We start from the raw sequence: 21014 nt of genomic DNA on the forward strand, positions 1-21014 counted from the left end.
ACTAGAGCACCTCCGGAGCCAGAGAAACGATCTTCATGAACTTCTTGTCGCGCAGTTCACGACCAACCGGTCCGAAGATACGGGTACCGCGGGGGTCACCGTCGTTCTTCAGGATCACAGCTGCGTTCTCGTCAAACTTGATGTAGGAACCATCCGCACGGCGGCGTTCCTTCTTGGTGCGGACGATGACAGCCTTGACGACATCGCCCTTCTTTACGTTGCCGCCCGGGATTGCATCCTTGACGGTGGCGACGATGACGTCGCCGATGCCTGCGTAGCGACGACCGGATCCACCGAGAACGCGAATGGTAAGGATTTCCTTAGCACCCGTGTTGTCGGCGACCTTGAGTCGCGACTCCTGCTGAATCACTATTTACTCCTTGCGTCGCGCCGGTTCTCAGGCCGTGATCTTGCTACGGAATGAGCCTTGCGGAACGGTTGATCGGGGTGTCTCTTGACCTGCCTGGATTTTGCCAGACCAGGCCTAAACGCCCGTGCCAAAAGCAGTTGCATCCCGTGCGCCCTGAGGCGCGGGCATGCACTATGCCGTGGCACGATTGTTTACGAGGTTGACGATGGCACACGAAAGGCGCCATACAAACTCAATATCTTAGCACGATTCCGGCAGATCCCCATATCACAGCCGACGGCCTCCCCCAAGCATCCGGCGCGCTCTCCCCCGACGATCCCTCACGTCCGGTGCGCTCTCCCCCGACGCTCCCTCACATCCGCCTCGGGGTCCTGCAGCAACGCACCGCAAAAGCGGGGGCGTCCCGCAGGAGCGCACCAGAAGTGAGGGAGCGTCCCACGGAAACGCACCAGAAGTGAGGGAGCGTCCCACGGTGTTGCGGCCGCTCCCCCGGGAACGGCGAAACCCCCGCTCCCAGACGGGAACGGGGGTTTCCTAGCCGGTTCCCCTGACGGGGAGGCAGCAGGTGCTACTTGGCCTTTTCGAGGATCTCGACCAGGCGCCACCGCTTGGTAGCGGAGAGCGGGCGAGTCTCGGCGAGGAGAACCAGGTCGCCGATGCCGGCGCTGTTCTCTTCGTCGTGAGCCTTGATCTTGGTGTTGCGCCGCATGACCTTGCCGTAGAGCGCGTGCTTCACGCGGTCTTCGACCTGGACAACGATGGTCTTTTCCATCTTGTCCGAGACGACGTAGCCGCGCTTCGTCTTGCGGTAACCGCGCTCGTCAGCCTTGGCAGCGTCGGAAACAGTTTCCGTCACGTTCTCGTCCTTTTCACTCACTTGGCGTCCTCCTCGGTCTCAACCTCGTCGGCCTTGTCAGCCTTCTTGGTTGCAGCCTTCTTGGACTTCTTTTCTTCCTTGGCTTCCACAACCGGTGCGGCAACCTCGGCACGAATGCCCAGCTCGCGTTCGCGGAGAACGGTGTAGATGCGTGCGATGTCCTTCTTTACCGCGCGCAGACGACCGTGGTTCTCCAGCTGTCCGGTGGCGGACTGGAAACGCAGGTTGAACAGCTCTTCCTTCGCCTTGCGGAGTTCCTCAACGAGACGCTCGTTGTCGAAACCGTCCAGCTGCTTGGGTGCGAGTTCCTTCGACCCTACTGCCATTTCTATTCACCACCTTCGCGACGCACAATGCGTGCCTTCAACGGCAGCTTGTGGATTGCCAGGCGCAGGGCCTCGCGAGCTACCTCTTCATTGACACCGGAGAGTTCGAAGAGAACCCGGCCCGGCTTGACGTTGGAGACCCACCATTCCGGCGAACCCTTACCGGAACCCATGCGGGTTTCGGCCGGCTTCTTGGTCAGCGGACGGTCCGGGTAGATGTTGATCCAGACCTTGCCGCCACGCTTGATGTGGCGGGTCATCGCGATACGGGCGGATTCGATCTGACGGTTCGTGACGTATGCCGGGCTCAGAGCCTGGATACCCCACTCACCGAACGAAACCTCGGTGCCACCCGTGGCAGCGCCGGAACGACCCGGGTGGTGCTGCTTACGGTGCTTGACTCGACGTGGGATAAGCATTTAAGCCTGTCCTCCTTCTGCAGCGGCCGGAGCCGCCTCTGCCGGAGCCTCGGCAGCAGGAGCTGCGTCGGCGGCCGGACGGTCGTTACGACGACGGCGGTCACCACGGTCGGCGCCACCGGGACGGCCCGGACGGTCGCCGGCGCGGCCGCGGGACGGGGCAGCAGCAGCCTGCTGGGCCAGTTCCTTGGCGGTGACGTCACCCTTGTAGATCCAGACCTTCACGCCGATGCGGCCGAAGGTGGTCTTGGCCTCGTAGAAGCCGTAGTCGATGTTCGCGCGGAGGGTGTGCAGGGGCACACGGCCTTCGCGGTAGAACTCCGAGCGGGACATTTCAGCGCCACCCAGTCGACCCGAGCAGGCGATACGGATGCCCTTGGCACCGGCACGCTGCGCGGACTGCATGGCCTTCTTCATCGCGCGGCGGAAGGCCACGCGGGAAGTCAGCTGCTCAGCAACGCCCTGGGCAACAAGCTGGGCTTCCATCTCGGGGTTCTTGACCTCGAGGATGTTCAGCTGGACCTGCTTGCCGGTCAGCTTTTCGAGCTCGCCGCGGATGCGGTCTGCTTCGGCGCCGCGGCGGCCGATCACGATGCCCGGACGAGCCGTGTGGATATCCACGCGGACACGGTCGCGGGTGCGCTCGATCTCAACCTTGGCGATACCGGCGCGCTCCATGCCCGTGGACATGAGCTGACGGATACGGATGTCTTCGCGGACGAAGTCCTTGTACCGCTGGCCGGACTTGGTGCTGTCGGCGAACCAGTGCGATACGTGATCGGTGGTGATGCCGAGTCGGAACCCGTGCGGGTTTACTTTCTGTCCCACTTAGCGAGCCTCCTCTTTCTCCGGGGTAGCGACTACCACGGTGATGTGGCTCGTGCGCTTCTTGATCTGAAATGCACGACCCTGGGCGCGCGGCTGGAACCGCTTCATGGTCGGGCCTTCATCAACAAACGCTTCGCTGATGATGAGGTCACCTTCGTCAAACGCCACGCCGTCGCGGTCCGCGAGGACCCGGGCGTTGGAGATTGCCGACTGAACTACCTTGAATACCGGCTCAGAAGCTGCCTGCGGGGCAAACTTCAGAATTGCCAGAGCCTCGTTCGCTTGCTTCCCACGAACAAGGTTGACGACGCGCCGGGCCTTCATAGGCGTTACGCGGATGTGACGCGCAATTGCCTTGGCTTCCATTGCTTTCCTTCTCTCGTCTTTGACGTAAGTGCAGGCGCCTAGCGGCGCTTGCCCTTACGGTCGTCCTTGACATGGCCGCGGAAAGTCCGCGTGGGAGCGAATTCGCCGAGCTTGTGCCCGACCATCGACTCAGTGACAAACACCGGGATGTGCTTGCGTCCGTCGTGCACGGCGATCGTGTGGCCGAGCATGTCGGGGACGATCATCGAACGGCGGGACCAGGTCTTGATGACGTTCTTGGTGCCCTTTTCGTTTTCCCTGGCTACCTTCACAAAGAGGTGCTGGTCAACGAAAGGACCTTTTTTCAGGCTGCGTGGCATGTGTCCAGGCTCCTATCGCTTGTTCTTGCCAGTACGACGGCGACGAACAATAAGCTTGTCGCTCTCTTTGTTGGGACGGCGGGTGCGGCCTTCGCGCTTACCGTTGGGGTTGACGGGGTTACGACCACCGGAGGTCTTACCCTCACCACCACCGTGCGGGTGGTCAACCGGGTTCATGGCGACACCACGGACGGTCGGGCGGACGCCCTTCCAGCGCATACGGCCGGCCTTGCCCCAGTTGATGTTCGACTGCTCGGCGTTGCCAACCTCGCCGACGGTGGCGCGGCAGCGCACGTCAACGTTGCGGATTTCGCCGGAGGGCAGACGCAGCTGGGCGTAACGGCCTTCCTTGGCGACGAGCTGGATCGATGCGCCGGCGGAGCGGCCCATCTTGGCGCCGCCACCCGGACGCAGTTCAACTGCGTGGATCACGGTACCGACCGGGATGTTGCGCAGCGGCAGGTTGTTGCCGGGCTTGATGTCAGCGTCGGCACCTGCTTCCACGGTGTCACCCTGGGCCAGCTTGTTCGGGGCGATGATGTAACGCTTGGTGCCATCAACGTAGTGCAGGAGGGCGATGCGAGCCGTGCGGTTCGGATCGTACTCGATTTCGGCAACGCGGGCGTTGACGCCGTCCTTGTCGTGGCGACGGAAGTCGATCAGACGGTACTGACGCTTGTGTCCACCACCCTTGTGACGGGTCGTGATCTTACCGGTGTTGTTACGTCCACCCTTTTTCGGGAGGGGACGAACCAACGACTTTTCCGGCGTCGACCGCGTGATTTCGGTGAAGTCCGCTACGCTCGAGCCACGACGGCCCGGGGTAGTCGGCTTGTATTTACGGATTCCCATAATTTATTTCCTCGTTAAAGTGGTCTCCGCTACGAGAGCGGACCGCCGAAGATGTCGATAGTGCCTTCTTTGAGGCTGACAATCGCACGCTTGGTGCTCTTGCGGGTGCCCCATCCGAATTTGGTCCGCTTGCGCTTACCGGCACGGTTGATGGTGTTGATCGAGTCGACCTTGACGGAGAAGATCTTCTCCACGGCCAGCTTGATCTCGGTCTTGCTCGAGCGGGGGTCCACCAGGAAGGTGTACTTGCCCTCGTCGATCAGGCCGTAGCTCTTTTCCGAGACGACGGGCGCCAGGACGACGTCGCGCGGGTCTTTGATGGTGGCTGCGCTCACTTGGCATCCTCCTCGGTCTTTGCAGCCTTGTCCGCAACGAATGCGTCGTAGGCGGCCTTGGTGAAGACTACGTCGTCAGAAACGAGCACGTCGTAGGTGTTCAGCTGGTCTGCGTACAGAACGTGAACGTCCTGGAGGTTGCGCACGGAAAGTGCAGCAACGTCGTTGGCGCGGTCGATGACGACGAGCAGGTTCTTGCGCTCGGAGACGCCACGCAGCGTTGCCAGTGCTTCACGGGAGGACGGCTTGGAGCCGGCAACCAGTTCAGCGACGACGTGGACGCGGCCGTTGCGGGCGCGGTCAGAGAGAGCGCCGCGCAGTGCAGCAGCAATCATCTTCTTGGGGGTGCGCTGGCTGTAGTCACGCGGCGTCGGGCCGTGGACGATGCCACCACCGGTCATGTGAGGAGCGCGGATGGAACCCTGACGGGCGCGGCCGGTGCCCTTCTGCTTGAACGGCTTGCGACCGGCACCGGAAACCTCGGCGCGGGTCTTGGTCTTGTGGGTACCCTGGCGAGCAGCAGCGAGCTGTGCGACGACGACCTGGTGCAGCAGCGGCACGTTGGTCTGAACGTCGAAGATCTCTGCAGGCAGGTCAACCTTGACAGTGCTAGTCATTGAACTAGGCTCCCTTCACGGCGGTGCGTACGAGGACGACCTGGCCGCGGGCGCCGGGAACGGCACCCTTGATAAGGAGCAGCGACTTCTCGACGTCAACCGCGTGGACCGTGAGGTTCAGCGTGGTGTGACGAACGGCGCCCATGCGGCCGGCCATTTTCATGCCCTTGAAGACGCGGCTCGGGGTGGATGCGCCACCGATTGAACCGGGCTTACGGTGGTTCTTGTGAGCACCGTGGGAAGCTCCAACGCCGTGGAAGCCGTGACGCTTCATAACACCGGCGAAGCCCTTACCCTTGGTGGTGCCGACGACGTCGATCTTCTGGCCGGCTTCGAAGAGCTCAACGGAGAGCTCCTGGCCCAGCTCGTAAGAGTCGGCATCTGCAGTGCGCAGTTCGACGACGTGGCGGCGAGGCGTGACGCCCGCCTTTTCAAAGTGACCAGCCAGCGGCTTGGTGACCTTGCGGGGGTCGATCTGGCCGTAGCCGATCTGAACGGCGACGTAGCCATCAGCCTCTGCGTTGCGCAGCTGGGTGACGACGTTCGAGTCTGCCTGGACCACAGTGACGGGGATGAGCTTGTTGTTCTCGTCCCAGACCTGGGTCATGCCGAGCTTCGTGCCCAGCAGGCCCTTTACGTTACGGGTTGCGGTCATAGTCTCTCAGCACCTCCCTACAGCTTGATTTCGATGTTCACGTCGGCCGGCAGGTCGAGACGCATGAGCGAGTCAACAGCCTTGGGCGTGGGGTCGATGATGTCGATAAGACGCTTGTGCGTGCGCATTTCGAAGTGCTCGCGGCTGTCCTTGTACTTGTGCGGAGAGCGGATAACGCAGTACACGTTCTTCTCCGTCGGCAGCGGCACGGGGCCAACTACAGTTGCGCCTGCGCGCGTGACCGTCTCAACGATCTTCCGTGCTGAAACGTCAATGACCTCGTGGTCGTATGACTTCAGCCGGATGCGGATTTTTTGTCCCGCCATGTCGCCTGACTCTCTTTCAGTCTGTGCTTCCCCTGATTAGGGCTGCCCTGTTCACTTACGTGTTGTGCGGCTGCCGAAGCATTTGAGGTCGTAACCACCACCCGCCGCACAAGCTGAATCCGGATGAATCCGGGTTCCTCAACCTGCCGGCGCAACCGACCCCCGCGGTCGGGCGTGTCGCGCTGTGCGCGCGTACTCGTCCGCAATTCCTTGGAGAGTGGGTTATGTTTGGGCTCTTACCTGGACCCTGACACCCGGCATTATCCGGATCGGGACGCGAAAGAGCGCTTGAACAACTCATCTAGTATGCCGGAAATATCGGGCAGACGCCAATTGGCTGGATTTACGGCCGCCGATCCGTTGCCTTCGGCGCCTGCGCGGACGAGGATGTGGTGATGACCGTGCAGGACTCCGCCGCCGTCCGCGACCTCGCCGAACGCCTCCCCGAGGGCTTCCTCCTGGGGGTGGCCTCCGCGGCCTTCCAGATCGAGGGCGCCCTGTCCGCCGGCGGCCGCGGCCCCTCCGGCTGGGATGCCTTCGCCGAGAAACCCGGGACCATCCAGGACGGCCACTCCCCCGCCGTCGCCTGCGACCACTACCACCGCATGGACGACGACGTGGACCTCATGCGGGACCTCGGCGTCGACTCCTACCGCTTCTCGCTCTCCTGGCCGCGGATCCAGCCGGACGGAACGGGACCGGTCAATCCGGCCGGCCTGGACTTTTACGACCGGCTGATCGACCGGCTGCTGGCCGCGGGCATCGCCCCCATGGCCACCCTCTACCACTGGGACACCCCCCTGCCACTGGAGCACCGCGGCGGCTGGATGAACCGGGACACGGCCCTCCGCTTCGGCGAGTACGCCGCCGCGTCGGCCGACCGGTTCGGCGACCGCGTCTCCCACTGGGTGACCCTGAACGAACCGGCCTCTGTGACGCTGAACGGCTATGCCCTCGGCGTGCACGCCCCCGGCCGCGACCTGCTGTTCAACGCCCTACCCTCCGTCCACCACCAGCTGCTGGCGCACGGCCTGGCGGTGCAGGCCCTCCGCGCCGCCGGCGTCCCCGGGGCGGTCGGCGTCACCAACCTGCACTCCCCCGTGCATCCGGCCAGCGGCTCGTTCCTGGACCGGCTGATGGCCACAGTCTTCGATCTCGCCCTCAACCGGATCTACGCTGACCCGATCCTGCTGGGCCGGTACCCCACACCCCCTCTGGCGGCCCGGCCCTGGTTCCGCCACCTGTCCCGGGTGTCCGACGCGGATCTCGAAACCATCCACCAGCCGCTGGATTTCTACGGACTGAACTACTACTACCCGGTGCGCGCCGCCGCCGGCCGGGGCCCGGCGGAGAGTCCCGCCGGGACCGCGGAGGCGATGGCACGGCTGCCTTTCCACCTGGCCGCTTTCCCCGAGTACCCCACCACCGGCTTCGGCTGGCCCGTGGCGCCGGAGCACCTCGGCACGCTGCTGCGCGGACTCAAGGACCGTTACGGTGCCGCGCTTCCGCCGCTCTTCATCACCGAGAGCGGCGCCAGCTTCCCGGAGCCGGACCATGTCGACGGGACACTGCCCGATCCCAGCCGCATCGCCTACCTTGAGGGCCACCTGGGCCAGGCACTGGCGGCGACCGCTCCCGGCGGCATCGCCCACGACGTCGAACTCCTCGGGTACTACGTCTGGACGCTGATGGACAACTTCGAGTGGGCCGCCGGCTATTCGCAGCGCTTCGGCCTGGTCCACGTGGACTTCGAGACCCTGGAGCGGACGCCCAAGGAGTCCTACTACTGGTACCGCGCCCTCGGCCGGGCCCGCCGCCGGGGTGTCTGACAGCCCTCAACCGTTCTTAAAAGCCAACAGCCCCGCTGCAGTGCAGCGGGGCTGTTGTGATCATCGTGGCTCCGAAGGGAGCCGTGGCGATCGTGCTAGGCCATCAAATTACTTGATGATCTTGGTGACACGTCCCGAACCAACGGTGCGGCCGCCTTCACGGATAGCGAAGCCGAGGCCCTCTTCCATTGCGATCGGCTGGATGAGCGCAACGGTCATCTCAGTGTTGTCGCCGGGCATAACCATTTCCGTGCCTTCCGGCAGGGTGATGACGCCGGTAACGTCCGTCGTACGGAAGTAGAACTGCGGGCGGTAGTTCGAGTAGAACGGGTTGTGGCGTCCGCCTTCGTCCTTGGAGAGGATGTAGACGTTGGCCTCGAAGTCGGTGTGCGGGGTGATGGAACCCGGCTTGACGACAACCTGGCCACGCTCGACATCGTCGCGCTTGAGGCCACGGAGCAGCAGGCCACAGTTCTCGCCGGCCCATGCTTCGTCGAGCTGCTTGTGGAACATCTCGATACCGGTAACCGTGGTCTTCTGGACCGGACGGATGCCGACGATCTCGACCTCGGAGTTGATGGCGAGGGTGCCACGCTCGGCGCGGCCCGTAACAACGGTGCCACGGCCGGTGATGGTGAAGACGTCTTCGATCGGCATCAGGAACGGCTTGTCGCGGTCACGAACCGGGTCCGGAACGGACTCGTCGACGGCTTCCATCAGGTCCTCAACGGACTTGACCCACTCCGGGTCGCCTTCCAGAGCCTTGAGGCCGGAAACGCGGACAACCGGGGCGTTGTCGCCATCGAAGCCCTGCGAGCTCAGGAGCTCACGAACTTCCATTTCGACGAGGTCGAGGAGCTCTTCGTCGTCGACCATGTCAGCCTTGTTCAGGGCGACCAGCAGGTAGGGAACACCAACCTGGCGGGCGAGCAGAACGTGCTCGCGGGTCTGAGCCATCGGGCCGTCGGTAGCGGCAACCACGAGGATTGCGCCGTCCATCTGGGCAGCACCGGTGATCATGTTCTTGATGTAGTCAGCGTGACCGGGGGCGTCAACGTGTGCGTAGTGACGCTTCTCGGTCTGGTACTCAACGTGGGAGATGTTGATGGTAATGCCGCGCTGACGCTCTTCGGGAGCAGAGTCAATCGAGGCGAAGTCACGCTTCTCGTTGAGAGTCGGGTACTTGTCGTACAGCACCTTGGAAATGGCGGCCGTCAGCGTCGTCTTACCGTGGTCAACGTGACCAATGGTACCGATGTTAACGTGCGGCTTAGTCCGCTCGAACTTTGCCTTTGCCACAGGTTCCTCCTAGAACGTTTTCAAATGACTTACCCTTCGCCCGCGCTTGTCGCGGCCGAAACTCCAGTAAGTCTACTTGGGGGGCTTTGGATTGGTGAAATTGCAGATTCAGGAACTAATACTAGTGCCTCGAGCCTGTTCGTGCTGGCGGCCGGACCGGGTCCGGCCGCCAGCACAAGGTGAATCTCCCCTGGAGGAAACGCACCCGAGTTTTTGTCGCAGCTGCGTGCAGTCCGGAGACTACTCGCCGCGGCTCTTCTGGATGATCTCGTCGGCGACTGCCTTCGGGACCTCCGCGTAGCTGTTGAACGTCATGGAGTACACAGCGCGGCCCTGGGTCTTCGAACGCAGGTCACCGATGTAACCGAACATGCCGGACAGCGGAACGTGCGCGCGAATGACCTTGACGCCCTGGGCATCCTCCATGGACTGCATCTGGCCACGGCGGGAGTTGAGGTCACCGATAACTTCACCCATGTATTCCTCAGGGGTGCGGACCTCGACATCCATCAGCGGTTCAAGCAGGACAGGGTTCGCCTTGCGGGCGGCTTCCTTGAAAGCCATCCGGCCGGCGATCTTGAACGCCATTTCCGAGGAGTCAACATCGTGGTAAGCGCCGTCAATCAGCGTGGCCTTGATACCGACAACCGGGTAACCGGCCAGGACGCCGTCGTTGAGCGCGTCCTGGATGCCGGCGTCAACCGAAGGAATGTATTCGCGCGGAACGCGGCCACCGGTGACCTTGTTCTCGAACTCGTACATCTCGCCCTCGGCGGTGTCCAGCGGCTCGATCGCGATCTGGATCTTTGCGAACTGGCCCGAACCACCGGTCTGCTTCTTGTGCGTGTAGTCGTGACGCTCCACAGCACGCTTGATGGTTTCGCGGTAGGCGACCTGGGGCTTGCCCACGTTTGCCTCGACCTTGAATTCGCGGCGCATGCGGTCCACCAGGATGTCCAGGTGGAGCTCGCCCATGCCGGCGATGATGGTCTGGCCGGTGTCTTCGTTGAGGGAGACCTGGAAGGTCGGGTCCTCAGCGGAGAGCTTCTGGATGGCCGTGGAGAGCTTCTCCTGGTCACCCTTGGTGTTCGGCTCGATGGCAACCGAGATCACGGGCTCCGGGAAGCTCATGGACTCGAGGACGATCTGGTTGGACGCGTCGCACAGGGTGTCGCCCGTGGTGGTGTCCTTCAGGCCGATCGCTGCGTAGATGTGGCCAGCGGTAGCGCCGTCAACCGGCATTTCCTTGTTGGCGTGCATCTGGAACAGCTTGCCGATGCGCTCCTTCTTGCCCTTGGTGGAGTTGACCACCTGGGCGCCGGCCTCAACGTGACCGGAGTACACGCGGATGAAGGTCAGCTGACCGAAGAAGGGGTGCGCGGCGATCTTGAACGCCAGAGCGGAGAACGGCTCGTCAGCGGAAGGCTTACGGGTCAGTTCCTTCTCTTCGTCGCGCGGGTCGTGACCGACCATCGGCGGGACGTCAAGCGGGTTCGGCAGGTAGTCCACGACGGCGTCGAGCATCGGCTGGACGCCGCGGTTCTTGAACGCGGAGCCACAGAAGACCGGGTAGAGCTCGGAGTTGATCGTCATCTTGCGGATGCCGGCCTTGAGCTCGTCGATCGTGATCTCTTCGCCCTCAAGGTACTTTTCCATGAGCTCTTCGGAGGACTCGGCAACGGTCTCAACGAGGGCGTTGCGGTACTCCTCGGCCTTTTCCTTGAGGTCAGCCGGGATCTCCTGGATCTCGTACTTGGCACCCATGGTCACGTCACCCTTGGCATCGCCGGGCCACACCAGGGAGCGCATGTAGAGCAGGTCGACGACGCCGATGAAGTCGTTCTCGGCACCGATCGGCAGCTGCATGACCAGCGGCTTGGCGCCGAGGCGGCTGACGATGGTGTCGACGGTGAAGTAGAAGTCGGCGCCCAGCTTGTCCATCTTGTTGACGAAGCAGATACGCGGAACGTTGTACTTGTCGGCCTGGCGCCAGACAGTCTCGGACTGCGGCTCCACGCCTTCCTTGCCATCGAACACGGCGACTGCACCGTCGAGGACGCGCAGGGAGCGCTCAACCTCAACCGTGAAGTCCACGTGGCCGGGGGTGTCGATGATGTTGATCTGGTTGTTTTCCCAGAAGCAGGTCACGGCGGCAGACGTGATGGTGATGCCGCGTTCCTTTTCCTGTTCCATCCAGTCGGTGGTCGACGCGCCGTCGTGGGTCTCGCCGATCTTGTGGTTCACACCCGTGTAGAACAGGATGCGCTCGGTAGTAGTGGTCTTGCCGGCATCAATGTGGGCCATGATGCCGATGTTGCGGACCTTGCTAAGGTCGGTAAGCACGTCCTGTGCCACGGTGTCTCCCTTTCGGATGGACTGCACGTTCGCCGCCGGCCCGGTTGAGCCGGCGGCGTCCGGGAAGTATTACCAGCGGTAGTGTGCGAAGGCCTTGTTGGACTCGGCCATCTTGTGGGTGTCTTCGCGACGCTTTACAGCGGCTCCGAGACCGTTCGAGGCATCCAGGATTTCGTTCTGGAGGCGCTCGGTCATCGTCTTCTCGCGGCGGGCCTTGGAGTAACCGACCAGCCAGCGGAGGGCCAGGGCCGTGGAACGGCCCGGCTTGACCTCAACGGGAACCTGGTAGGTTGCGCCACCGACACGGCGGGAGCGAACCTCGAGGGAAGGCTTGACGTTGTCCATGGCCTTCTTGAGGGCTGCAACGGGGTCGCCGCCGGACTTGGCGCGGGCGCCTTCGAGGGCACCGTAGACGATGCGCTCTGCGGTGGACTTCTTGCCGTCAACCAGCACCTTGTTGATCAGCTGAGTGACCAGCGGGGAGCCGTAAACGGGATCTAGTACTAGCGGCCGCTTGGGGGCCGGACCCTTGCGAGGCATATTACTTCTTCTCCATCTTTGCGCCGTAGCGGCTGCGGGCCTGCTTACGGTTCTTCACGCCCTGGGTATCGAGGGCGCCACGGACGATCTTGTAGCGGACACCCGGGAGGTCCTTCACACGGCCGCCGCGGACGAGCACAATGGAGTGCTCCTGCAGGTTGTGGCCAACACCGGGGATGTAAGCGGTGACTTCAACGCCACCGTTGAGGCGCACACGGGCAACCTTACGCAGAGCCGAGTTCGGCTTCTTCGGGGTGGTCGTGTAGACGCGGGTGCAAACACCGCGGCGCATCGGGCTGCCCTTAAGCGCGGGAGCCTTGGTCTTCGAGACCTTAGGCGTGCGGCCCTTGCGGACCAGCTGGTTAATCGTAGGCACTCTCGTGTTCTCCGTTTTATCCGGAACGGCCGTTGGCGGCCGCTCTCTTGTCGCTGCGCCCCGCCGCTCGAGCTTTGAAGTGATCTCCAGAGCAGCTGAGGCGAAGCCTTAATAGTCGGACCGCACACCGGGGCCGGCGGACTCGCGTCCGGAAGTGCCCCTAGGCATGCGAAAATGTGGCATACGTTGCACAAGAACCCTGCAAACCGGAAACGTCGTCTCGGTTCATCCTCAGCACGAAGCTGGTTCCTGAACCGGCGCACTCATCCACTGCCACAATAACAATTAGTGTCCAGTCTACCACGGGCGGGCCCCGGCCCTTAATCGGCGGGGAATTCGGCCCCCCGGACCGGACATAAAGGCCGCCGGCAGACGGCCCGACGCGCTTAAAAGGGAACGGTCCCCCACCGTGAAGGTGGAGGACCGTTCAGTGACCTGTTACCGGGGCGGCGGGCCGCCCGGCAGGTTAGCGGAAGTCGCTGCCCAGATCGTAGTCATCCAGCGGGATGGCGTGGAACTCAGGAGCTCCGTCGCCGCCCAGGGAATCGTAGGAGAAGTCGCTGAACGCGCTCGGGCCGGTGAAGAGGTTGGCCTTCGCTTCCTCGGTCGGCTCGACCGTGACCTCGGTGTAGCGCGGGAGACCCGTGCCGGCCGGGATCAGCTTACCGATGATGACGTTCTCCTTGAGGCCCAGCAGCGGATCGCTCTTGCCTTCCATGGCCGCCTGCGTCAGGACGCGGGTGGTCTCTTGGAAGGATGCTGCGGACAGCCAGGACTCGGTGGCCAGCGAGGCCTTGGTGATACCCATGAGCTCGGGACGGCCGGAGGCCGGCGTCTTGCCCTCGGAGACCACGCGGCGGTTCGCGTCCTCGAACCGGCTGCGCTCGGCGAGCTCGCCGGGCAGCAGGTCGGATTCACCGGACTCGATGACCGTGACGCGGCGCAGCATCTGGCGGACGATAACCTCGACGTGCTTGTCGTGGATACCGATGCCCTGGCTGCGGTACACGCCCTGGACCTCGTCCACCAGGAACTTCTGCGCGGCACGGGGACCCATGATGCGCAGCACCTGCTTGGGGTCGACCGGACCGTTGATCAGCTTCTGGCCGACGCTGACGTGGTCGCCGTCTTCGATCAGGAGACGGGAACGGCGCAGCACCGGGTAGGCGATCTCTTCGGAACCGTCATCCGGGGTGATGACCAGACGCATCTGGCGCTCGGACTCTTCGATGGTGATGCGACCGGCTGCCTCGGCAATCGGTGCGACACCCTTCGGGGTACGGGCTTCGAAGAGCTCCTGGATACGGGGCAGACCCTGGGTGATGTCGTCACCGCCGCCGGCGGACACAGCACCACCGGTGTGGAACGTACGCATGGTCAGCTGGGTACCGGGCTCACCGATGGACTGTGCGGCGATGATGCCGACGGCCTCGCCGATGTCAACGGTCTTGCCGGTGGCCAGCGAACGGCCGTAGCACAGGGCGCAGGTACCGACACTGGACTCACAGGTGAGTACGGAGCGGACCTTGACCTCGGTGATGCCGGCCGCGAACAGCTCAGCGATGACCACGTCGCCGCAGTCGGTGCCGGCAGCCGCCAGGACCTTGCCCGAGGAGTCAACGACGTCCACGGCCAGGGTGCGGGCGTAGGCGCTGTTCTCCACGTTCTCGTCCAGGACCAGCTCGCCGTTGGCGTCAGCCACGGCGATCGGGGTGACGAGGCCGCGTTCGGTGCCGCAGTCCTCTTCACGGACGATGACGTCCTGCGAGACGTCCACCAGTCGACGGGTCAGGTAACCCGAGTTGGCGGTACGCAGAGCGGTATCGGCCAGACCCTTACGGGCACCGTGCGTGGCGATGAAGTATTCCAGCACCGACAGGCCCTCACGGTAGGAGGACTTGATCGGACGCGGGATGATCTCACCCTTCGGGTTGGCCACCAGGCCACGGATACCCGCGATCTGACGGACCTGCATCCAGTTACCACGGGCACCGGAGGACACCATGCGGTTGATGGTGTTCATGGGCGACAGGCTGTCACGCATCGCCTGGGCGATCTCGTTCGTGGCCTTGTTCCAGATCTCGATCAGTTCCTGGCGACGCTCGTCGTCGTCGATCAGGCCCTTGTCGTACTGGCCCTGGATCTTCGCGGCCATGGTCTCGTAACCGGCCAGCAGCTCCGGCTTGGAGGCCGGAACCTCGATGTCGGAGATGGCGACGGTGACGCCCGAGCGGGTGGCCCAGTAGAAACCGGCATCCTTCAGGTTGTCCAGCGTTGCCGCGGTGACGACCTTCGGGTAGCGCTCGGCGAGGTCGTTGACGATCCGGGACAGTTCGCCCTTGTCCGCAACAGCCTCAACCCACGGGTAGTCCGCGGGCAGCGTCTGGTTGAAGATGACCTGGCCCAGCGAGGTCTCGACCAGTGCGGTCTGACCCTGCTCCCAGCCCTCCGGGGCTTCCCAGCCCGCGTAGGGCACGAAGCCGTCAAGACGGATCTTGATCTTGGAGTTCAGGTGCAGCTCGTGCAGGTCGAACGCCATGATGGCCTCGGAGATCGAGGAGAAGATCCGGCCTTCGCCCGCCGAACCCACACGCTTGGTGGTCAGGTGGTAGAGGCCGATGATCATATCCTGCGACGGCAGGGTCACCGGGCGGCCGTCGGACGGCTTCAGGATGTTGTTCGAGGACAGCATCAGGATCCGGGCTTCGGCTTGGGCTTCGGGGCTCAGCGGCAGGTGCACTGCCATCTGGTCGCCGTCGAAGTCGGCGTTGAAGGCGCCACATACCAGCGGGTGAAGCTGGATGGCCTTGCCTTCGACGAGCTGCGGCTCGAACGCCTGGATGCCGAGACGGTGCAGGGTAGGTGCACGGTTCAGCAGCACCGGGTGCTCGGTGATGATCTCTTCGAGAACGTCCCAGACCTGCGGACGGTAACGCTCAACCATGCGCTTGGCCGACTTGATGTTCTGGGCGTGGTTGAGGTCAACCAGGCGCTTCATCACGAACGGCTTGAAGAGCTCCAGCGCCATCTGCTTGGGCAGGCCGCACTGGTGCAGCTTCAGCTGCGGGCCGACGACGATGACCGAACGGCCGGAGTAGTCGACGCGCTTGCCGAGGAGGTTCTGGCGGAACCGACCCTGCTTGCCCTTGAGCATGTCGCTCAGGGACTTCAGCGGGCGGTTGCCCGGTCCGGTGACCGGACGGCCGCGGCGGCCGTTGTCGAACAGGCTGTCAACGGCTTCCTGAAGCATGCGCTTTTCGTTGTTGACGATGATCTCGGGGGCACCGAGGTCCAGGAGCCGCTTGAGGCGGTTGTTGCGGTTGATCACGCGGCGGTACAGGTCGTTGAGGTCGGAGGTCGCGAAGCGGCCACCGTCCAGCTGGACCATCGGGCGCAGTTCCGGCGGGATCACCGGGACGGCGTCCAGCACCATGCCCAGGGGGCTGTTGTTGGTGGTCAGGAACGCGTTGACGACCTTGAGGCGCTTGAGGGCGCGGGTCTTGCGCTGGCCCTTGCCGTTGGCAATGATGTCGCGCAGCAGGTCGGACTCGGCCTGCATGTCAAAGCTCTCGAGACGCTTCTTGATGGCCTCGGCACCCATGGAGCCCTCGAAGAACATGCCGTAGCGGTCACGCAGTTCGCGGTACAGGCCCTCGTCGCCTTCGAGGTCGGCGACCTTGAGGTTCTTGAACCGGTCCCAGACCTGCTCGAGGCGCTCGATGTCGGCGTCGGCACGCTTGCGCACGTTCGCCATCTGGCGGTCGGCGGAGTCGCGGGCCTTCTTCTTGTCGGCAGCCTTCGCGCCTTCGCCCTCGAGGCGTGCGATTTCGCCTTCGAGGTCGCGGGCGATCGCGGCGATGTCGGCGTCGCGGTTGTCGATCAGCTGCTTCTTCTCGATGTCGTGCTCAACCTGCAGGTTGGGCAGTTCCTCGTGGCGGGCATCGGTGTCGACGCTGGTGATCATGTAGGCGGCGAAGTAGATGACCTTTTCGAGGTCCTTCGGAGCCAGGTCAAGGAGGTAGCCCAGGCGGGACGGAACACCCTTGAAGTACCAGATGTGCGTGACCGGGGCGGCCAGCTCGATGTGGCCCATGCGCTCACGGCGGACCTTGGCGCGGGTGACCTCAACGCCACACCGCTCGCAGATGATGCCCTTGAAGCGCACGCGCTTGTACTTGCCGCAGTAGCACTCCCAGTCGCGGGACGGGCCGAAGATCTTCTCGCAGAAGAGGCCGTCCTTCTCGGGCTTGAGCGTGCGGTAGTTGATGGTTTCCGGCTTCTTAACCTCGCCGTAAGACCAGCCGCGGATGTCTTCCGCGGTGGCGAGGCCGATCTGCATGAGGCCGAAGGAGGATTCGCTGGACATATGGTCCCTGTTCTCTCTTGTTCTCTAAATTCTGAAGTCTTGGTTACGGGAAGAGGGAGGTCGTCCACGACGGCGGGCGCCGAGCCCGCCGTCGTGGACTCCCTGCTAGACCTCTTCTACGGAACTGGGCTCTGCACGAGACAGATCGATGCCCAGTTCTTCCGCAGCCGTGAAGACTGCGTCATCAGAGTCACGCATTTCAATTGTGGTTCCGTCCGTGGAAAGAACTTCCACGTTCAGGCACAGCGACTGCATTTCCTTGATCAAGACCTTGAAGGACTCAGGAACGCCCGGCTCGGGGATGTTCTCGCCCTTGACGATCGCTTCGTAGACCTTCACACGACCGTGGATGTCATCGGACTTGATCGTGAGGAGTTCCTGGAGCGTGTAGGCGGCGCCGTAAGCTTCGAGCGCCCACACTTCCATTTCACCGAAGCGCTGGCCGCCGAACTGTGCCTTACCACCCAGCGGCTGCTGCGTGATCATGGAGTACGGGCCGGTGGAGCGCGCGTGGATCTTGTCGTCCACCAGGTGGTGGAGCTTCAGGATGTACATGTAGCCGACCGAGATCGGATCCGGGAACGGCTCGCCGGAGCGGCCGTCGAACAGGCGGGTCTTGCCGGAGGAGTTGATCAGGCGGTCACCGTCGCGGGTCACGTTGGTGGAGTCCAGCAGACCGGTGATTTCCTCTTCGCGGGCACCGTCGAAGACCGGCGTTGCGACGGTGGTGGAACCACTCTCGCGCGGCAGGTTCGGCAGGTTCTTGACCCACTCGGGCTCGCCTTCGATCTTCCAGCCGGTCTTGGCAACCCAGCCCAGGTGCGTTTCCAGGACCTGGCCGACGTTCATACGGCCCGGAACACCCAGCGGGTTCAGGACGATGTCCACCGGGGTACCGTCCGCGAGGAACGGCATGTCCTCGACGGGCAGGATCTTGGAGATGACGCCCTTGTTACCGTGACGGCCGGCGAGCTTGTCACCGTCGGTGATCTTGCGCTTGGCGGCCACGTAGACGCGCACCAGCTGGTTCACGCCCGGGGGCAGCTCGTCGTCGTTGTCGCGGTCGAAGACGCGGACGCCGATGACGGTGCCGGACTCGCCGTGGGGCACCTTCAGGGAGGTGTCGCGCACTTCGCGGGACTTCTCACCAAAGATGGCGCGCAGCAGGCGCTCTTCCGGGGTCAGTTCGGTCTCGCCCTTGGGCGTGACCTTGCCGACCAGGATGTCGCCGGCTTCGACCTCGGCACCGATGTGGATGATGCCGCGCTCGTCCAGTCCGGCCAGGACCTCCTCGGACACGTTCGGGATGTCACGGGTGATTTCCTCGGCACCAAGCTTGGTGTCGCGGGCATCGATCTCGTGCTCCTCGATGTGGATCGAGGACAGGACATCCTCGGCCACGATCCGTTGGGAGAGGATGATGGCGTCCTCGAAGTTGTGGCCTTCCCAGGACATGAATGCCACGAGGAGGTTCTTTCCGAGGGCGAGTTCACCCTGGTCCGTCGCCGGGCCGTCGGCGATGATGCCGCCGACCTCGAGGCGCTGGCCTTCGTTGACCAGGACACGGTGGTTGTAGCAGTTGCCCTGATTGGAGCGGGCGAACTTGTTGATCCGGTAGTTCGTCTCGGTGCCGTCGTCGTTGAGCATGATGACGAGCTCGGCGGAGACCTCGGTGACCACACCGGCCTTCTTCGCGATGACCACGTCACCGGCGTCGACGGCTGCGGCGCGCTCCATGCCGGTGCCGACGAACGGCGCCTCGGAGCGGACCAGCGGCACGGCCTGGCGCTGCATGTTGGCACCCATGAGTGCACGGTTTGCATCGTCATGCTCGAGGAACGGGATCAGGGCGGTTGCCACGGACACCATCTGGCGCGGGGAAACGTCCATGAACTCGACGTCCTGGGCCGGGACCAGCACGGGCTCGCCCCCACCGCCGCGGGCGCGGACCAGGACCGTGTCCTCGGCGAACTTCTTGTTCTCGTCCAGCGGCGCGTTGGCCTGGGCGATGAGCACCTCGGCCTCGTCGTCGGCGGTCAGGTACTGGACGTCGTCGGAGACGACGCCGTCCTTGACCAGCCGGTACGGGGTCTCGATGAAACCGAACGGGTTGATCCGGCCGTAGGACGCCAGCGAACCGATCAGACCGATGTTCGGGCCTTCAGGGGTTTCGATGGGGCACATACGTCCGTAGTGGGACGGGTGCACGTCACGGACTTCCATGCCGGCACGGTCACGGGACAGACCGCCGGGGCCCAGCGCGGACAGGCGGCGCTTGTGGGTCAGGCCCGAGAGCGGGTTGTTCTGGTCCATGAACTGCGAGAGCTGGGAGGTTCCGAAGAACTCCTTGATCGCGGCGACGACCGGGCGGATGTTGATCAGGGTCTGCGGCGTGATCGCCTCGACGTCCTGGGTGGTCATCCGTTCGCGGACAACGCGCTCCATGCGGGACAGGCCGGTGCGGACCTGGTTCTCGATGAGCTCGCCGACGGCGCGGATGCGGCGGTTGCCGAAGTGGTCGATGTCGTCGATCTCGACGCGCAGCTCGTGGTCCTGGCCATCGCGCTTGCCCATGATGGTCTTCTCGCCGGCGTGCAGCGCGACGAGGAACTTGATCATGGCGACGATGTCTTCAACGTGCAGGACCGAGGCTTCCTTGTCGCCAAGGGAGCGGTCGATGCCCAGCTTGCGGTTGATCTTGTAACGGCCAACCTTGGCCAGATCGTAGCGCTTGGAGTTGAAGTACAGGTTGTCCAGCAGCGACTGGGCAGCCTCGACGGTGGGCGGCTCGCCCGGGCGCAGCTTCCGGTAGATGTCCAGCAACGCGTCTTCGCGGGTTTCGGTAGCGTCCTTCTCCAGCGTGGCACGCATGGAGTCGTACTGGCCGAACTCCTCGAGGATCTGGCCTTCGGTCCAGCCGAGGGCCTTCAGCAGCACCGTGACGGACTGCTTGCGCTTGCGGTCGAGGCGGACGCCGACCTGGTCGCGCTTGTCGATCTCGAGTTCGAACCAGGCGCCGCGGGACGGGATGATCTTCGCGGTGAAGATGTCCTTGTCGCTGGTCTTGTCGGCGGTGCGCTCAAAGTAGGCGCCCGGCGAACGGACCAGCTGGGAGACGACGACACGCTCGGTGCCGTTGACGACGAAGGTGCCCTTCTCGGTCATCAGCGGGAAGTCACCCATGAACACGGTCTGCTGCTTGATTTCGCCCGTGTTGTTGTTCATGAACTCGGCCTTGACGTACAGCGGAGCCGAGTACGTAGCGTCCCGGTCCTTGCACTCGGCCATGGTGTACTTGGGGTCAGCGAACTCCGGCTCGGAGAAGCTCAGGGACATGGTGCCCTGGAAGTCCTCGATCGGGGAGATCTCTTCGAAGATGTCGGACAGACCGGACGTCGTTGCGACGCTCAGGTCACCTTCTTCGACTGCCTTCGCTACGCGTGCCTGCCAGCGTTCGTTGCCGACGAGCCAGTCAAAGCTGTCGGTTTGCAGGGCAAGCAGATTCGGAACATCCAGCGGTTCGTGAATCTTAGCGAAGGAGAGCCGGCGGGTGGCACCATCGGTGCTGTCGGCATTAATAGCGGCGTTGTTTTCATTAGAGGTGCTCGAGGCGACCAAGAGGGATCCTTCCACAGACCTTCAGGCGTTTTCAGATCTCCCCCGTCATGCAGTCTGCGAAGTGACTCCGCAGTGCTACCAATCCGGTTCCGCTATATGACCCGGGACCCATACTGCCCATGCTGGTGCACGTTGTAGACGGCACATTGATGGAACAGCTGTCAGGCTAAGCCCACCGCTATATGAAGGCTGAAGGTAAACAGGGAAGACGCAAATATCTACGATACGGCAAAGCAACCTACTTGTCTACCCCACTTACGCCGTGATTGCAAACACCGGCCCCTCCCCCCCCCCCCCCGGGCGGCGGGCTGGTCACCGGAGCGGGAGAGGGGCTGGCGGC

At 63.5% G+C, this 21014-nt stretch carries 19 protein-coding genes; 1 reads left to right on the plus strand and 18 read right to left on the minus strand.

Annotated elements, in window-relative coordinates:
- Position 1: 1 nt before the first annotated feature.
- The 12 genes from rplN to rpsJ form a co-directional block, all read right to left on the minus strand.
- Positions 2–370 (minus strand): 50S ribosomal protein L14, encoded by a 369-nt coding sequence (rplN, locus tag QWJ39_RS01480; protein WP_003803789.1) that lies wholly within the window; start codon positions 368–370, stop codon positions 2–4.
- Positions 371–938: 568 nt separating this feature from the next.
- Positions 939–1247 (minus strand): 30S ribosomal protein S17, encoded by a 309-nt coding sequence (gene rpsQ / locus QWJ39_RS01485; RefSeq protein WP_056737811.1) that lies wholly within the window; start codon positions 1245–1247, stop codon positions 939–941.
- Positions 1244–1573 carry a 50S ribosomal protein L29 gene (rpmC, locus tag QWJ39_RS01490; RefSeq protein WP_290255927.1) on the minus strand — a complete coding sequence of 110 codons (330 nt, stop codon included), beginning with the start codon at positions 1571–1573 and terminating at the stop codon, positions 1244–1246. Before rpmC ends, rpsQ begins: the two co-directional genes overlap by 4 nt.
- A gap of 2 nt (positions 1574–1575) precedes the next feature.
- Positions 1576–1992, minus strand: a complete 417-nt coding sequence (gene rplP, locus QWJ39_RS01495; protein WP_056737809.1) for a 50S ribosomal protein L16 — start codon at positions 1990–1992, stop codon at positions 1576–1578.
- Positions 1993–2820: a 30S ribosomal protein S3 gene (rpsC, locus tag QWJ39_RS01500; RefSeq protein WP_290255928.1), complete on the minus strand. Its 828-nt coding sequence runs from the start codon at positions 2818–2820 to the stop codon at positions 1993–1995.
- A complete protein-coding gene (rplV, locus tag QWJ39_RS01505) occupies positions 2821–3186 on the minus strand; it encodes a 50S ribosomal protein L22 (protein WP_003803798.1) in 366 nt (121 codons plus the stop codon).
- A gap of 38 nt (positions 3187–3224) precedes the next feature.
- Complete coding sequence (rpsS, locus tag QWJ39_RS01510) at positions 3225–3506, minus strand: 30S ribosomal protein S19 (RefSeq protein ID WP_018773666.1); 282 nt, start codon at positions 3504–3506, stop codon at positions 3225–3227.
- 12 nt (positions 3507–3518) lie between these two features.
- Complete coding sequence (gene rplB / locus QWJ39_RS01515; RefSeq protein ID WP_290255929.1) at positions 3519–4358, minus strand: 50S ribosomal protein L2; 840 nt, start codon at positions 4356–4358, stop codon at positions 3519–3521.
- 29 nt (positions 4359–4387) lie between these two features.
- Positions 4388–4693, minus strand: coding sequence for a 50S ribosomal protein L23 (gene rplW, locus QWJ39_RS01520; protein ID WP_290255930.1), 306 nt, complete (start codon positions 4691–4693; stop codon positions 4388–4390).
- Positions 4690–5310, minus strand: a complete 621-nt coding sequence (gene rplD / locus QWJ39_RS01525; RefSeq protein ID WP_290255931.1) for a 50S ribosomal protein L4 — start codon at positions 5308–5310, stop codon at positions 4690–4692. The genes rplW and rplD overlap by 4 nt, the downstream gene beginning before the upstream one ends.
- Positions 5311–5314: 4 nt before the next feature.
- Positions 5315–5965 carry a 50S ribosomal protein L3 gene (gene rplC, locus QWJ39_RS01530; RefSeq protein ID WP_290255932.1) on the minus strand — a complete coding sequence of 217 codons (651 nt, stop codon included), beginning with the start codon at positions 5963–5965 and terminating at the stop codon, positions 5315–5317.
- 17 nt (positions 5966–5982) lie between these two features.
- Positions 5983–6291: a 30S ribosomal protein S10 gene (gene rpsJ, locus QWJ39_RS01535; protein ID WP_003803825.1), complete on the minus strand. Its 309-nt coding sequence runs from the start codon at positions 6289–6291 to the stop codon at positions 5983–5985.
- A 395-nt stretch (positions 6292–6686) separates the two neighbouring features.
- Here rpsJ and QWJ39_RS01540 point away from each other — a divergent pair, with 395 nt between their 5' ends.
- A complete protein-coding gene (locus QWJ39_RS01540; RefSeq protein WP_290255933.1) occupies positions 6687–8120 on the plus strand; it encodes a GH1 family beta-glucosidase in 1434 nt (477 codons plus the stop codon).
- Positions 8121–8228: 108 nt separating this feature from the next.
- Here the strand turns inward: QWJ39_RS01540 and tuf are convergent, their stop codons facing one another.
- The 6 genes from tuf to rpoB all read right to left on the minus strand — a co-directional run bounded on the left by tuf (position 8229) and on the right by rpoB (position 20674).
- Positions 8229–9419 (minus strand): elongation factor Tu, encoded by a 1191-nt coding sequence (gene tuf, locus QWJ39_RS01545; protein ID WP_290255934.1) that lies wholly within the window; start codon positions 9417–9419, stop codon positions 8229–8231.
- 240 nt (positions 9420–9659) lie between these two features.
- Positions 9660–11774: an elongation factor G gene (gene fusA / locus QWJ39_RS01550; RefSeq protein WP_290255935.1), complete on the minus strand. Its 2115-nt coding sequence runs from the start codon at positions 11772–11774 to the stop codon at positions 9660–9662.
- Between the two features lie 69 nt (positions 11775–11843).
- Positions 11844–12314, minus strand: coding sequence for a 30S ribosomal protein S7 (rpsG, locus tag QWJ39_RS01555; protein ID WP_026531948.1), 471 nt, complete (start codon positions 12312–12314; stop codon positions 11844–11846).
- Position 12315: 1 nt separating this feature from the next.
- A complete protein-coding gene (rpsL, locus tag QWJ39_RS01560; protein WP_009358312.1) occupies positions 12316–12690 on the minus strand; it encodes a 30S ribosomal protein S12 in 375 nt (124 codons plus the stop codon).
- Between the two features lie 466 nt (positions 12691–13156).
- Positions 13157–17056: a DNA-directed RNA polymerase subunit beta' gene (locus QWJ39_RS01565; RefSeq protein WP_290255937.1), complete on the minus strand. Its 3900-nt coding sequence runs from the start codon at positions 17054–17056 to the stop codon at positions 13157–13159.
- Between the two features lie 105 nt (positions 17057–17161).
- A complete protein-coding gene (rpoB, locus tag QWJ39_RS01570) occupies positions 17162–20674 on the minus strand; it encodes a DNA-directed RNA polymerase subunit beta (RefSeq protein ID WP_290255938.1) in 3513 nt (1170 codons plus the stop codon).
- Between the last annotated feature and the right edge of the window lie 340 nt (positions 20675–21014).

The sequence above is a fragment of the Arthrobacter sp. YD4 genome (genome assembly GCF_030410515.1).
Lineage (GTDB): Bacteria > Actinomycetota > Actinomycetes > Actinomycetales > Micrococcaceae > Arthrobacter.

Bases quoted from the DNA above. Each gene is read 5' to 3' on its own strand.
- rpmC (WP_290255927.1), bottom strand. From the start codon at position 1,573: ATGGCAGTAGGGTCGAAGGAACTCGCACCCAAGCAGCTGGACGGTTTC.
- rplP (WP_056737809.1), bottom strand. From the start codon at position 1,992: ATGCTTATCCCACGTCGAGTCAAGCACCGTAAGCAGCACCACCCGGGT.
- rplV (WP_003803798.1), bottom strand. From the start codon at position 3,186: ATGGAAGCCAAGGCAATTGCGCGTCACATCCGCGTAACGCCTATGAAG.
- rpsS (WP_018773666.1), bottom strand. From the start codon at position 3,506: ATGCCACGCAGCCTGAAAAAAGGTCCTTTCGTTGACCAGCACCTCTTT.
- rplB (WP_290255929.1), bottom strand. From the start codon at position 4,358: ATGGGAATCCGTAAATACAAGCCGACTACCCCGGGCCGTCGTGGCTCG.
- rplD (WP_290255931.1), bottom strand. From the start codon at position 5,310: ATGACTAGCACTGTCAAGGTTGACCTGCCTGCAGAGATCTTCGACGTT.
- rplC (WP_290255932.1), bottom strand. From the start codon at position 5,965: ATGACCGCAACCCGTAACGTAAAGGGCCTGCTGGGCACGAAGCTCGGC.
- rpsJ (WP_003803825.1), bottom strand. From the start codon at position 6,291: ATGGCGGGACAAAAAATCCGCATCCGGCTGAAGTCATACGACCACGAG.
- QWJ39_RS01540 (WP_290255933.1), top strand. From the start codon at position 6,687: ATGACCGTGCAGGACTCCGCCGCCGTCCGCGACCTCGCCGAACGCCTC.
- rpsG (WP_026531948.1), bottom strand. From the start codon at position 12,314: ATGCCTCGCAAGGGTCCGGCCCCCAAGCGGCCGCTAGTACTAGATCCC.
- QWJ39_RS01565 (WP_290255937.1), bottom strand. From the start codon at position 17,056: ATGTCCAGCGAATCCTCCTTCGGCCTCATGCAGATCGGCCTCGCCACC.